At 39.5% G+C, this 12,818-nt stretch carries 13 protein-coding genes; 8 read left to right on the top strand and 5 right to left on the bottom strand.

The annotated features are described in order from the left end of the window. Positions 1–32 precede the first annotated feature (32 nt). Positions 33–854: a signal peptide peptidase SppA gene (sppA, locus tag NOS7107_RS13210; RefSeq protein ID WP_015113476.1), complete on the bottom strand. Its 822-nt coding sequence runs from the start codon at positions 852–854 to the stop codon at positions 33–35. A 345-nt stretch (positions 855–1,199) separates the two neighbouring features. Then, a complete protein-coding gene (locus NOS7107_RS13205) occupies positions 1,200–1,496 on the bottom strand; it encodes a hypothetical protein (RefSeq protein ID WP_015113475.1) in 297 nt (98 codons plus the stop codon). A gap of 407 nt (positions 1,497–1,903) precedes the next feature. Between NOS7107_RS13205 and NOS7107_RS13200 the strand changes: the two genes are divergently transcribed. From NOS7107_RS13200 to yhdJ, 4 genes are all read left to right on the top strand, one after another. Then, the gene (locus NOS7107_RS13200; RefSeq protein WP_015113474.1) at positions 1,904–2,701 is read left to right on the top strand and encodes an MlaE family lipid ABC transporter permease subunit; all 798 of its coding nucleotides are present in this window, start codon (positions 1,904–1,906) and stop codon (positions 2,699–2,701) included. A gap of 54 nt (positions 2,702–2,755) precedes the next feature. Continuing rightward, a complete protein-coding gene (locus NOS7107_RS13195) occupies positions 2,756–3,172 on the top strand; it encodes a DUF3119 family protein (RefSeq protein WP_015113473.1) in 417 nt (138 codons plus the stop codon). Positions 3,173–3,280: 108 nt separating this feature from the next. After that, complete coding sequence (locus tag NOS7107_RS13190; protein ID WP_044500782.1) at positions 3,281–4,534, top strand: DUF3086 domain-containing protein; 1,254 nt, start codon at positions 3,281–3,283, stop codon at positions 4,532–4,534. Positions 4,535–4,849: 315 nt separating this feature from the next. Continuing rightward, the gene (yhdJ, locus tag NOS7107_RS13185; protein ID WP_015113471.1) at positions 4,850–5,746 is read left to right on the top strand and encodes an adenine-specific DNA-methyltransferase; all 897 of its coding nucleotides are present in this window, start codon (positions 4,850–4,852) and stop codon (positions 5,744–5,746) included. Here yhdJ and NOS7107_RS13180 read toward each other — a convergent pair. The 3 genes from NOS7107_RS13180 to NOS7107_RS13170 form a co-directional block, all read right to left on the bottom strand. Beyond that, positions 5,738–6,787, bottom strand: coding sequence for a hypothetical protein (locus NOS7107_RS13180; protein ID WP_015113470.1), 1,050 nt, complete (start codon positions 6,785–6,787; stop codon positions 5,738–5,740). The two genes, yhdJ and NOS7107_RS13180, sit on opposite strands and share 9 nt — an antisense overlap. Next, a complete protein-coding gene (locus tag NOS7107_RS13175; RefSeq protein ID WP_015113469.1) occupies positions 6,780–7,016 on the bottom strand; it encodes a helix-turn-helix domain-containing protein in 237 nt (78 codons plus the stop codon). Before NOS7107_RS13175 ends, NOS7107_RS13180 begins: the two co-directional genes overlap by 8 nt. Before the next feature lie 156 nt (positions 7,017–7,172). Beyond that, positions 7,173–9,803, bottom strand: coding sequence for a trans-splicing intein-formed DNA polymerase III subunit alpha N-terminal partner DnaE-N (locus tag NOS7107_RS13170; RefSeq protein ID WP_015113468.1), 2,631 nt, complete (start codon positions 9,801–9,803; stop codon positions 7,173–7,175). A 182-nt stretch (positions 9,804–9,985) separates the two neighbouring features. Between NOS7107_RS13170 and NOS7107_RS13165 the strand changes: the two genes are divergently transcribed. From NOS7107_RS13165 to NOS7107_RS13150, 4 genes are all read left to right on the top strand, one after another. Beyond that, positions 9,986–11,275 (top strand): dicarboxylate/amino acid:cation symporter, encoded by a 1,290-nt coding sequence (locus tag NOS7107_RS13165; RefSeq protein WP_015113467.1) that lies wholly within the window; start codon positions 9,986–9,988, stop codon positions 11,273–11,275. A gap of 4 nt (positions 11,276–11,279) precedes the next feature. After that, the gene (locus tag NOS7107_RS13160; RefSeq protein WP_015113466.1) at positions 11,280–11,735 is read left to right on the top strand and encodes a hypothetical protein; all 456 of its coding nucleotides are present in this window, start codon (positions 11,280–11,282) and stop codon (positions 11,733–11,735) included. Positions 11,736–11,979: 244 nt separating this feature from the next. Beyond that, a complete protein-coding gene (locus NOS7107_RS13155) occupies positions 11,980–12,270 on the top strand; it encodes a nucleotidyltransferase (protein WP_015113465.1) in 291 nt (96 codons plus the stop codon). Continuing rightward, entirely contained in the window at positions 12,267–12,602 is a 336-nt protein-coding gene (locus tag NOS7107_RS13150) for a DUF86 domain-containing protein (RefSeq protein ID WP_015113464.1), read from the top strand. Before NOS7107_RS13155 ends, NOS7107_RS13150 begins: the two co-directional genes overlap by 4 nt. The last annotated feature ends 216 nt before the right edge of the window (positions 12,603–12,818 follow it).

Raw genomic sequence — 12,818 nt, 5'->3', positions numbered from 1 at the left:
GCCAATGACTAATAACCGATGACCAATGAGATTTATGGTCGATATAACCACAATGGCAAACCACTGGTAGACATTTCAAATTCTAGCCAGTCAACACCTGCACTTAGTCTTGATGAAACTTGCCGGCTTCCCGGTAGAATGCGACTTAACAAAGGTTTTGGTTCTTCAAGGGTAAAACATTGTGTTTTTTCGGGGTCAAGACCAACCAGTTCTGCTGTCCAGCGACGAGCATCGTCTTCTGTTCCCAGGCGGTCTACAACTCCCAATTCTAGAGCCTGTTGCCCAGTAAATATCCGGCCATCGGCGAAACTTTTCACAGTCTCTACGGCTAAAGAACGACCATCGGCTACGGTTTGGACAAACTGCTGGTAACTGGTGTCAATCAATTCTTGCAGAATGTGTTGTTCCGGTTCTGTTAGTTCTCGATCAAATGCCAATATGTCTTTGTATGGGCCTGACTTAATGACTTTGAAGGAAACACCAATTTTTTCTAGCAAGCGTTCTAGGTTATTTCCCCGCAGAATCACACCAATGCTTCCAGTGATGGTTCCGGGGTTAGCCATGATGTATTCGGCTCCCACACCGATGTAAACACCACCAGAGGCAGAAATATTCCCAAAACTAGCGACAATTTTGATTTTTTCGCGCAAGCGCTTGAGAGCGCTGTAAATTTCTTGGGAATCGCCGACTGTTCCCCCAGGACTATCAATACGTAAAAGTAAAGCTGGAAATTTCTTTTCTTCTACGGTCTTGAGGGCTTCTAATACACGTTTGCGAGTAGCACTTGCGATCGCACCAGTAATTTCAATTCGCGCAATTTGTTTACGAAACTTGGATTTAAACGGCCAAACCATGAGCAGTCAAAAAACCTCGTATATAATCTCACTATAAAATGCCCAGAGATTAAAATGAATGGGCATTCTGCTATTCAAGCATTTTATAGCAGACACTGATTAGACTGCTGGCAATTACCTGACCTGCATTTAGGCTATCTAAAATTTTTGAGCTAAATTTTGCTGTCAAATTTGCTCAACTTTAGCCATCCTGGCTTTGGCTATTAATAATTAAGTATTTAATTTAACAACACTAATTTATAATCCCAACCCCGAATTCGATTTGATTTAAATTCTGTAATGATTACTGTAGTTGTGTTTTAAACTTTTACTAGCCAACACTAACTTGACTAACGCATAATTAATTCAAGAATCTATGCGTAAAATTTGACAACGGCAATACGCATAAGTATCAAATAATGCGCCGACAAAACTCCAAGTCAAACCAATAATTACCAGTCCACGTAGAGGCGTGCCACTGCCAAAAATTGCAAGAAAATGTAATATACCTGTAGCGCTGGCTTCTGTTAAGGCTTGTAATCCTGGCATATAACCAATCACCGCTAACAGCATTAGTATGCCACCGACTAAAAATATAGGCGCAACAAAGCTAAAAATAACCGTGACTAATAGGGAACGGAGAAAGTTTGTCAAAAAAGTCATGAAAGACAACCTCCAAGAAGACGACGCACAACAGCCAACTAACTATTTGTCATCTTCTACAATACGTGCGATCGCCACCTAGAGGCCAATATGTCAAAAATCTTAAGTTTTCATTAAAACAGCAGACAATAACTACACAAGCTGTATTACGGAACATTCAGCCTGTGAAGAGACAGAACCTTTGCTGATTCAGGCTTTGAGCTTATATCTATTAGATAGCATACATCAAAAGATATGTAGGTAAAGGTTTATTTTATGAGAGTAACTTTAAACTAAGTTAACGTGAACCTGATTTAATGAAGAGGCAAAGGGGCAAGGTGCAGAAAAGAAGAATAACTATTGACTATTGACTATTGACCATGAACTTTCGCTATTCTTAAGGCAATTACCGAGTTAGCTACAGAACATTGAGCCAGATCACATCTAATTCCAGTTTAGCAGCATGGAGTCAGCGCTTGCTGGCAGCGATTTTTCTGGGGGGACAAGTGATAGTTCACCTGCTGCGGGGCAAAATTCATTGGCGGAACACTTTAGAACAAATGGCCGCCGTAGGGCCAGACTCTTTGTTTATTGCTCTGTTAACGGCAATTTTTGTTGGTGCTGTGTTTACCATCCAAGTAGCGCGAGAGTTTATTAACTTTGGTGCGGGTAATCTCGTCGGTGGAGTGCTGGCGGTGGCGTTAACAAGAGAACTTTCACCTGTACTCACAGCAGTTATTTTAGCCGGGCGAGTGGGGTCTGCCTTTGCCGCAGAAATCGGGACGATGAAGGTTACAGAACAAATTGATGCGCTTTTAATCCTCAAAACAGATCCCATCGATTATCTAGTCATTCCCAGGATGATTGCTTGTTGCTTCATGCTGCCAATTTTAACTCTCCTGTCGTTAGTAACAGGGATGTTTGGCGGATTATTAATTGCCACTCATATATACGGACTAGCAGATACAGTATTTCTAGACTCCGCCCGCAACTTACTCGACACTTGGGATATTTGTAGTGCTTTGTTTAAAGCAGTGTGTTTTGGGTTGTTAATTGCTGTCGTTGGTTGCAGTTGGGGCTTGACAACCACAGGCGGCGCTAAAGGTGTAGGTCAATCAACCACAACCGCCGTAGTTACTGCTTTGCTGCTGATATTTATTAGCAATTTCTTTTTGTCGTGGTTGATGTTTCAAGGTGCGGGTAGTGCATTCGTCCAAGGGTTTTAATAGTGCTGAGTGCTGTCTGCTCAGAGAAAACTGTTAACACCTAAAATAAAAAAGATGTCTACTAACGAAACAGGATTTGAAACAGTGACCAGTTCATTTGCGCCTAATTCCGTAGCAACAGTGGAACTCAAACCTAGTTACAATATCCCTGTTGTGTTGGTGATTGTAGCGATTCCCATTGTGATTGTGCAACCTTTAGTTGGAGGAGCGATCGCACTTTTTGGTTTGTTTCTTTTGTTTCAAACTGTAACATTACGCTTGCAATTTACCGCCACCGACTTAGATATTTACAGAAGTGAAAAGTTAATTCGGCGTTTTCCCTACCGAGAATGGCAAAACTGGCGAATATTCTGGAATAGGTTTCCAGTTCTGTTTTATTTTAAAGAAATTAACAGTATTCACTTTTTACCAATTTTGTTCGACCCTAACACCCTCAAAACTTGTTTGGAAGAACGTTGTCCACGTATTTAGTGCTTAGTCAATGGTCAATAGTCAATGGTTGAGATCTTTGAATAATCCAAAAATGACCAATGACAAATGACCAATATTTATTCGCGTTTAGAAATTACACTATCGTTTATGAACCCTGAGTCATCTCAAACTCCAGAACCAATAGATGAGTGGTTGGAGCAAATACAACCAGAAAAACCAGAAATAGATAACCCAGAAAACTCATCTGTAGAGTCAGTTCTGGAACCAGAAGCATCTGCTTCAGCCGTTGACACAGAAACGAGCGATGTAAGTACAGAATTGCTGAGTTTAATAGATGAACCAGCTGCTGAGGTTCCATTAGCAACTAACACAACTGCATTAGGGTTAAAAACAGAGTCAGTATCACAAAATAATTCCTTATACGCCGAAGCCGAGCAAAGGTTAACTCAGTTACAAGAAACTGAAGCTGCACTCAAAGCCGAAATTGCCACATTGCAAGTAACTTACAATACGCTGCAAACACAACTGAGTGACACGCAAACAGCAATGGGGCGAATTGTGCAAGAATCACTCGGACAATTAGAACAGCGCAAACAAGCACTGCAAATTTCTATAGAACAGTTAGAACGTCGTCAAGAACGCATCCGTAATGAAATGCGGACTACGTTTGCAGGCGCATCGCAAGATTTAGCGATTCGTGTCCAGGGTTTTAAAGATTATCTCACTGGGAGCTTACAAGATTTAGCCGCCGCCGCCGAGCAGTTACAACTAGTCCCAGAAGTTAGAGAACGAGAAAGGCCAGCTGTTAAAGAAGCTAAACCCGCAGAACCAGAAGCAATTACACCACAATTTGCCCAACAGCAGTTTCAAGAGACTACCAAGCAAGTTCGCCGTCTAATTGATCAATATCGCAACAAACCAGATTATTATGGCCCGGCTTGGCAACTACGCCGCACCTTTGAACCAGTTCATGCAGAACGAGTCTCAAATTGGTTTTTCGGACAAGGGGGACGGGGTGCTTTGCGGACAATGGGTAGCCGTTTGCAGAATACTTTGATTGCTTCAGCGATTATTTCGATACTACATAAATTGTATGGCGATCGCGTCCGTACTCTGGTTTTAGCCAACACACCAGAACGGTTGGGTGAATGGCGGCGAGGTTTGCAAGATTGTTTAGGTATCGGTCGCCCAGATTTTGGCCCTGACCGAGGAGTAGTTTTATTTGAAGCGCCAGACGCTTTAGCACAAAAAGCCGAGCGTTTGGTGAAAGCTAATCAACTACCTTTAATTATCATTGACGATTCCGAAGAGCAAATCAGCTTAGGAATTCTGCAATTTCCTTTGTGGTTAGCCTTTGCGCCTGACCCCAAAACCATGAAAAATTATGATGATGACTTTTAATACCAATTTAATGTGAAGCTGCATGGAATGATTAACTTCCATTCTTGGCGTTCTTGGGAGTTTGTTTTTTAATACTCTGTGCATCTTCATACAGAATTAGTATAAGTGCAATTCGTTTGTTCTTTTCTCAGAATAAATAGATTAGCTGAATAAGTTTTTGAGTTGAAATCCGGTAAGGTGCTTCATGGACATTAGTCCTACAGCACCTAAAATTCTCAAAGATTGCGTCTGAATATAAGTAAGCCTTGCAATATTCAAATTAATATTGTAGACTTTAAGTCACATTATGTAAGCTACTCCTTTTAGACATTAATTGTGTTTTCAAAAACAAAGGTAGATATCAAAATATACAAAGATAATTGTCATACTGTTATTCATGGCGATGCTCTTGAAAATTTAAAACGCCTTGAATCAGAATCTGTTGACTTGGTTTTTGCTGACCCACCTTACAATATTGGCAAAAACTTCGATGGTTTGATTGAAAATTGGTCAGACAATGAATTTCTCAATTGGACATATCAATGGATTGATGAATGCCATCGTGTTCTGAAGTCCAATGGTACGTTTTACTTGATGAATAGTACAGAGAATATGCCATACTTGGATATTAAATGCCGCAAGCAGTTTTATATTAAAAGTAGAATAATCTGGACTTACGATAGCTCAGGCGTACAAGCAAAGAATTATTTTGGCTCGATGTATGAGCCAATACTCATGCTAACAAAGCATGAGAAGAATTATACGTTTAATTCTGTCGATATTATGGTGGAGGCAAAAACTGGTGCAAAGCGTCAGTTGATTGATTATCGCAAAGAACCTCCTCAGCCATACAATACAAAAAAAGTACCAGGTAATGTTTGGGATTTTACGCGAGTACGCTTCAAAATGGAAGAGTATGAAAATCACCCAACTCAAAAACCAGAAGCACTTTTAGAACGTGTTATTTCAGCATCTTCCAATGTTGGAGATATAGTATTAGATCCCTTTGCTGGTAGTTTCTCTACATGTGCAGTTGCCAAACGTTTAGAGAGAAAATCTATTGGTATCGAGATAAACGAAGAATATGTAAAAATAGGAATTAGGCGTTTAAATTTACCATCAAATTACACTCCTGAAGAATTGGCAAAAGAGAAAAAGAGAAAAACAAAAAATCTATCTAAAAAATCCAGAGCTTTACTTGAAAAACAGCCAAAACAAATTTCATTAATTTAATAGTCCGTACTCTATTTTGAAGCATTTAACAACAATTTCTTTTAACTTAGAAACTAATTGAGAAGACAGTTTTATCTCTTCCAGAATGCTTATAAGTTCATTTAAAGTATAAATTTCTTCAAATAGTTTCATGTATGCTTCAACTTGCTCGACGCTACTTAATCTAAGAGCATCTTTTTTAATTTTATCTCTAACCTGCTGTGGCGTTAAATCAGTTTTAATAACAAAGCTCATTGGAAAATGATTAACCTTTTCAAAATCCAAGAAATATTTTCTAAAATCTAATGTTTCAGTCACTTGAAAGAAGTTTCCCAATGGCTTTAAAACAAAATCTATTCCTCCATCATTAGCATTTGTTCTTCCTGTACGATACAAAGTCAATTGTGCTGAGAATTCCTGTCCATCTATAGAAAAATGAACAGTTGTTTTTGCAAAATGCAATTTTAATAATCCAAAGGAAATAATTTCAAATAATCTAGCATCTGAATTATATTCAAATGCTTTTGCGATTACTTCGGTAATTTGTAAATCAGTATTAGCTGCCTCTATTTCATTTAGATATGTAGTTTGTTTATCGTCAATAATAGTTATATAGCTATCTATTACATCCACGATAAAACTAGCTGAAGAGCTAGGATTCATATTGTGTTCGGTTAGTAAATCAATAGATATTTTTCTAGCTTTTCTCCCATCTCCTAGATTAGCAGGCTGCACAGGTAGCATATTATCGCTTACTTGATATTTACGTTTTAATTCATCATTGAGTCTGTTATCTAAAGGGTGATTTTGTAGTGTTGAACCAAATGGCATTTCTTTCATACGTTGCATCAGTTCTGTAAATCTTGATCCTTCAAAATTTTCAGTTACATAATCTTGAGCTAAGACGTAAAGAGCATATAAATTTCCTAAAGAGCGACGAGCTTTACTCCCTTTTCTAGAAGCTCTTGTTTTTAGTTCAAGATACTTAAAAATTACAGAGTTTTTGTCTATTCCATAATTGTCAGCAATTGCGTCTAAAAAATTAGCTTCATTGCTAGACATTGTTCCCCTCCATATCAAAATCCACGATTTGTTTAGTGGGAATATCTAACGCTCTAGCCAATTTAACCAAATTTATTAAACTAACATTTCTTTTTCCTCTTTCTATGCCACTTATATAGGTTCGATCTAAACCAGTAAGAGCAGCAAGTTGCTCTTGGCTATAACCTTTTTCTATCCTGATTCTTCTAAGATTCTCACCCAATAAAGAAAGTATTTTAGCTTCGTCCATGATTTACTTAGCGATCGCATGTGAATATACTCAAATGGAGTAGACTATACGTCTACGGACTATAAGCCACATACTTACAACAAACATAATATAGAGTATTTAAACCTCATTAATAAAAAAATACCCTAAAAGTAAGCAGGGGAAAGAGTTCAAGGCTTACCAGCGTAAGCCTTGAACTTGGAGTAAATCTAACTCGCGCTCAAATATTTCATCAATGGGTAACATTTGACCATCCGTTGTCATAAATTTATGATCTTTAGTGGCGCGAATTACAGAACCGTCTTCTAATCCATACTCGAATACTTCTTGTTGTCCTCGATTATGCCATTGAGCGATCGCCTGCGTATATACATAACCATGACCATCAATGGTGAATACGCTACATTCAAGCTGTTTTTCGACAATTTCCCCAATTGGTACTAAGCCATATTCAACTGTCAACACTTGGGTGTCATAGCTGAGGCAATATTCAGCGAACTTCAACATATCATCAAATAGCTTTTCGGCTACTTGTTTTCTCACGCCGTTCTTTGTGGAACCATCAATAAATTTTTCCTGCTGCTTCTGCATTTCGGAAACTTTCTTTTTCCCCATTGCGCGGCGCAGTAAGTCAGCTTGTCCTAACGAATAACCAGCCATGTCTTGAGCAATTTTCATGATTTGCTCTTGATAGACCATGATACCGTAGGTTTCATTTAATATTGGTTCTAAAAGCTGGCTTTCATAATCAATATTTTCCCGTCCATGTTTGCGGTTAATAAATTTAGGAATTAAGCCTGCATCTAACGGGCCTGGTCTGTATAATGCCAGAATTGAAGATATATCTTCAATATTAGAAGGTTTCAAATCTCGGACTATCTGCTTCATCCCCGATGATTCTAATTGAAAGATACCTTCTAATTCTCCAGATTCCAGCAGTTCATAAGTTTTCTGCACATCTTTAGGGAGAGTTTTATGTTCGCCTTTAGCTAAAATCCTTTGCGCTTTTCTTTCTTGATTAGTTATTTCGTAAGGGTCAACTTTATAACCTTTGCTTTTCTCAATTAAATCAATGGTTTTTTGAATCATCGTCAGGTTTCTTAGTCCCAGGAAGTCCATTTTTAATAGACCCATTGATTCCAAATCTTCCATGAAATATTGAGTAATAACTGAACCGTCATTATTACGTTGTAGAGGGACAATTTCATCAAGAGGATCGGCAGAAATTACTACCCCAGCTGCATGAACACCAAAAGTTTTGTTAGTTCCTTCAATCCGCATCGCCATATCAAGCCAACGGCGGACTGTCGGGTCATTATCATATTTTTCTTTAAATTCTGGTTCGGGGGTATCATCAGAAATCATCACTTTGAGTTTCGTTGGTTTCCCCCGCACCACAGGAATTAATTTCGCCATTTTGTCTGATTCCCCGTAGGGAATATTTAACACTCTGGCGACATCTTTTAACACAGCTTTAGATGTTAAACGGTTAAAGGTAATAATTTGAGCAACTCTATCTGCACCGTATTTTTGAGTAACATAATCAATAACTTTATCTCGTTGTTCAATACAAAAATCTGTATCAATATCCGGCATGGATTTACGTTCTGGGTTCAAGAAACGCTCAAATAATAATCCATGATGTACGGGGTCAATGTTAGTAATTCCCATTGTATAGGCTACTAATGAACCTGCGGCCGAACCACGGCCTGGCCCCACAGGAATATTGTTATCTCTAGCAAATTTGATGTAATCCCACACAACTAAAAAGTAGGTAGAAAACCCCATTTGTTGGAGCATTTTTAATTCATATTCCAATCTTTCTTTATAGACTGGTTCGACTTCGGCGCGGGATTTGCGGTGTAATTTTTCTAAAAGTCCGTTCCATGCAACTTCTTCGACATAAGTATCAGCCGTGTGACCGGAAGGAATAGGATAATTGGGAATGCGAGGCTCACCCATAATTTGGTAAGATTCGACTTTATCGGCGACTTCTTCGGTAGTGGCGATCGCTTCTTCAATTACATCATCGGGTAAATGGTCACGAAATAGCATTCTCATCTCATCAGCAGATTTGAGATATTCTGTGCCGCTATAACGCATCCGGTTTTCTTCGACAATTAGCTTACCGGTTTGAATACACAGCAAAGCGTCATGGGCTTCAACATCAAAACAAGAAACAAAATGAGAGTCGTTAGTTGCGACAAATTTAATATTTAATTCCCTCGCAATTTTAATAATTTCAACGTTAACAATGCGGTCTTCTTGAGAGCCGTGGTCTTGAATTTCTAAATAAAAATCATCACCAAATACATCTTTATACCACTGAGCAACTTTCCGCGCTGCATCAGGTCTATTACTAAGAATTGCTTGAGGAATTTCGCCGCCTAAACAAGCACTGGTGACAATTAAACCTTCATGATATTGTTTGAGTAATTCTTTATTAATGCAGGGACGAGAAAAAATCCCTTTACCCTGTACACCTTTGAGGTGAGAAAGTGTAGTTAATTTAACTAAATGTTTATATCCTTGATTATTTTTAGCTAAAACAACTTGATGATATTTAGGCCGACGTTCTTGTTTTGTAATATCACCGTTAATAATATACATTTCATTGCCAATAATTGGCTTAACATTTTTGCTGCGGCAAATTTTCAGCAGTTCCACAGCCCCATACATGACACCATGATCTGTTATTGCGATCGCTTTTATTCCGAGTGCGATCGCACTATCAATCAAGTCTGGTAGCTGACTTGCCCCATCCAGCAAACTGTAATCACTGTGAATGTGTAAAGGTACGAAAGACATAATATTTATTTAAATAGGTTTTAAAGAAGGCAGGAGGCAGAGAGCAGGAGGCTAAAAAACTTTTCACACTTCATACTTCTTCCCCTACTCCCTAGATTGATTAGATTATCCTGTTTAAGTAAATTTCACTTCCGCAATTATTGTTGTAATAGTTACCTTAGTTTTGTTACCTAGCATTACCAATGAGTCAAACAGAGAGTCAAAATTCGCCTGATACCACACCCCGTCCTTGGTGGCGGCGTATTCCTCTGACGTTACAAATCGTTATTGCCCTAGTGCTGGCAGTGATTCTGGGAATTTTGCTGGGTGCGGGGAACCCTAGCCCTAGTAATGCTGCTTTAATCAACAATTTAGCAATTCCGGCGGAACTGGTACTTAAGGCACTCCGGGCTTTAGCGACACCGTTGATTTTGGTAGCAGTACTGCACACTTTTATGACTGCGACTATCCCAGGTACAGCCGGACGGCGGTTAGCGTTATTACTGGTGACTAATACCACTGTAGCGATTTTGATTGGGTTGTTGGTGGCTAACGTCCTCCGTCCGGGAACTTGGGGAAGTTTACCCAAACCACAGACAACAATTCCTAACGCCAATATTGATCCTTGGGGATTACTCAAAGACGCTGTACCCGAAGCGATTCTCGCGCCGTTGGTGAGTAATAATGTAATTCAACTGATTGTAGTTGCCCTTTGTTTTGGCATTGTTTTACGGGGCTTAAAATCAGAACAAATCGCCCAAGACAAAACCGGATTTCAACCCATTGAAGATGTGATTGGGATTTTGTTTGAGGCGGTAATTCGCATTCTTAATTGGGTAATTGCGTTAGTTCCCTTTGCTGTGTTTGGCATTGTGGCTAAAACCGTGGCGGAAAAAGGTTTTGCCCCGTTTGTCTCCTTGGCAGCTTTTATTGTGGCGGTGTTGGTAGCATTGGCGTTGCAAGCTTGCTACTATCTCACCAGAGTTAAATTCGGTTCTTGGGTAAACCCGTGGAAGTTTTTAGCTGGTGGTTCGGATGCTTTTATCACGGCGTTCTCAACTTCTTCTTCGACGGTGACAATGCCTATCACTTGGGAGGTTTTGCAAACCAAAGTCGGTTTACGAGAATCTTCCGCATCTTTAGGGGCGTTAGTCGGCGCAAACTTTAACAATGATGGGACTGCCCTTTATGAAGCGATGTCTGCGTTATATATTTCCCAAGTTATTGGACAGCATTTAAATTTGGGACAGCAGTTAATTGTGGTGTTGACATCGATTTTTGCATCGGTGGGGGCGGCTGGGATTCCCAATGCGGGGTTAGTGACGATGACTTTGGTGTTTACTTCCGTGCGCTTACCGACGGAGTATATCGCGTTGTTGGTGACTGTTGATTGGTTTTTAGACCGTTGTCGCACTGCGATTAATGTGATGGGAGATATGACGGTGAGTGCGGTGTTGGATGGGAAAAAGCCGCGTTCTGTAGATGAGGTTTAAAGTGATGGATGCTCAACTGACTAGTAATGAAATTAATGTAGCACGGGAGTTATTAGGCAATTACGCCCCAGCAAAGCACGCATTAGATATTTTAGAGAAACACAACGGTAATTGTGATACTTCTTTTGATGAACTGTGGGTAGAGCAGAACGGTATGCTAGTAATGCCAGAGGGTAAATCGCTTTGGCAGACAACGCTGACAGTATTGCGTCAAGAACTTTGCGGTGATGAAGGCTTTCGCGGTCAACTCAAAGAATACACGAAAAATCCGGGCAGTACACCTTTGCTGACAGGGTTGATTGTTTCCCTAGTGGGTGTAGCAGCAGCACATGGCTTACCTCTAGACCCGGCCATTGCTACTGTTGTTGTTTTGTATATTCTAAAAATCGGACTCAATATATTTTGCGACTATACAGAACCACCTGCTGGTAATTCTGGCACTCTCCCGCCAGGAAATTAATGTGCTTGATATAGGCATTGCCAAATCTCCCTGATACTTTGATTGGGAGTTTCTATCGCCAGAGGTTTCTTAGGAGACATTGCCTGATATAGTTCCCTCAGCAATGTCTCTTGAGTATCAAAAAGATATATGAGTTCACCGATTCGTGAGTTGAGCCTAAAATATAAAAAAGTAAGTTATCTGTAATTTCTATGGAAAAACTCAATACTCAAACAAGAACTGCCATACACATTTATATTAAGTTATGAATATCTATGAAATATTGGCAGCCAAACGGGAAGAAATTTTGCAAATTGCGGCAAAATACGGTGCATATAATATTAGAATTTTTGGCTCAGTAGCCCGTCGTGAAGCTGATATTAACAGCGATGTTGATTTTTTAGTTGAAATGGAGCCAGGACGTAGCCTTTTTGATTTGGGTGGATTATTGATGGAGTTACAAGAAATACTCGGTTGTCAAGTTGATGTTGTCACAGAAAAAGGATTGCGATCGCGTATTCGAGAGCGAGTATTAAGTGAGGCAGTTCCTTTGTGAGGGATAATAGTGAAAAATTACGCGATATTTTAGAAGCAATCGAACGTATCGATAAATATGCAGTTCAAGGTCGGGAAGCTTTTGAAGAAAACGAACTAATTCAAACTTGGTTTATTCAACACCTACAAATTATTGGAGAAGCATCGCGTGTATTATCTGCCGATATTCGTGAGGAAAATCCAGGTGTTCCTTGGTCACAAATGATTGGGATGCGAAACATTTTAACTCATAATTATTTTGAAATCGATTTAGATGTTGTTTGGTTGGTTGTTGAACGGGAATTACCTAACCTTAAGCCTCAAATTGAAGCAATTTTACAAACATTATCTTGAATCTTAAATAGACGAAGAATAACGGGAGAGCGATCGCTACTGTTGTTGTTTTGTATATTCTGAAAATTGGACTCAACATATATTGCGACTACACCGAACCACCTGCGGGGAATTCTGGCACTCTCCCACCAGGAAATTAATGTGCTTGACATAATATTTTGCGACTACACTGAACCACCTGCGGGGAATTCTGGCACTCTCCCACCAGGAAATTAA

The organism is Nostoc sp. PCC 7107, assembly GCF_000316625.1.
Taxonomy (GTDB): domain Bacteria; phylum Cyanobacteriota; class Cyanobacteriia; order Cyanobacteriales; family Nostocaceae; genus Nostoc_B.
Note: the sequence above shows the minus strand (reverse complement) of the source record. Positions and strands in the feature narration are given on the sequence as shown.

Coding starts and splice junctions, on each gene's coding strand:
- sppA (WP_015113476.1), bottom strand. CDS start 854: ATGGTTTGGCCGTTTAAATCCAAGTTTCGTAAACAAATTGCGCGAATT.
- NOS7107_RS13205 (WP_015113475.1), bottom strand. CDS start 1,496: ATGACTTTTTTGACAAACTTTCTCCGTTCCCTATTAGTCACGGTTATT.
- NOS7107_RS13195 (WP_015113473.1), top strand. CDS start 2,756: ATGTCTACTAACGAAACAGGATTTGAAACAGTGACCAGTTCATTTGCG.
- NOS7107_RS13190 (WP_044500782.1), top strand. CDS start 3,281: ATGAACCCTGAGTCATCTCAAACTCCAGAACCAATAGATGAGTGGTTG.
- NOS7107_RS13180 (WP_015113470.1), bottom strand. CDS start 6,787: ATGTCTAGCAATGAAGCTAATTTTTTAGACGCAATTGCTGACAATTAT.
- NOS7107_RS13175 (WP_015113469.1), bottom strand. CDS start 7,016: ATGGACGAAGCTAAAATACTTTCTTTATTGGGTGAGAATCTTAGAAGA.
- NOS7107_RS13170 (WP_015113468.1), bottom strand. CDS start 9,803: ATGTCTTTCGTACCTTTACACATTCACAGTGATTACAGTTTGCTGGAT.
- NOS7107_RS13165 (WP_015113467.1), top strand. CDS start 9,986: ATGAGTCAAACAGAGAGTCAAAATTCGCCTGATACCACACCCCGTCCT.
- NOS7107_RS13160 (WP_015113466.1), top strand. CDS start 11,280: ATGGATGCTCAACTGACTAGTAATGAAATTAATGTAGCACGGGAGTTA.
- NOS7107_RS13155 (WP_015113465.1), top strand. CDS start 11,980: ATGAATATCTATGAAATATTGGCAGCCAAACGGGAAGAAATTTTGCAA.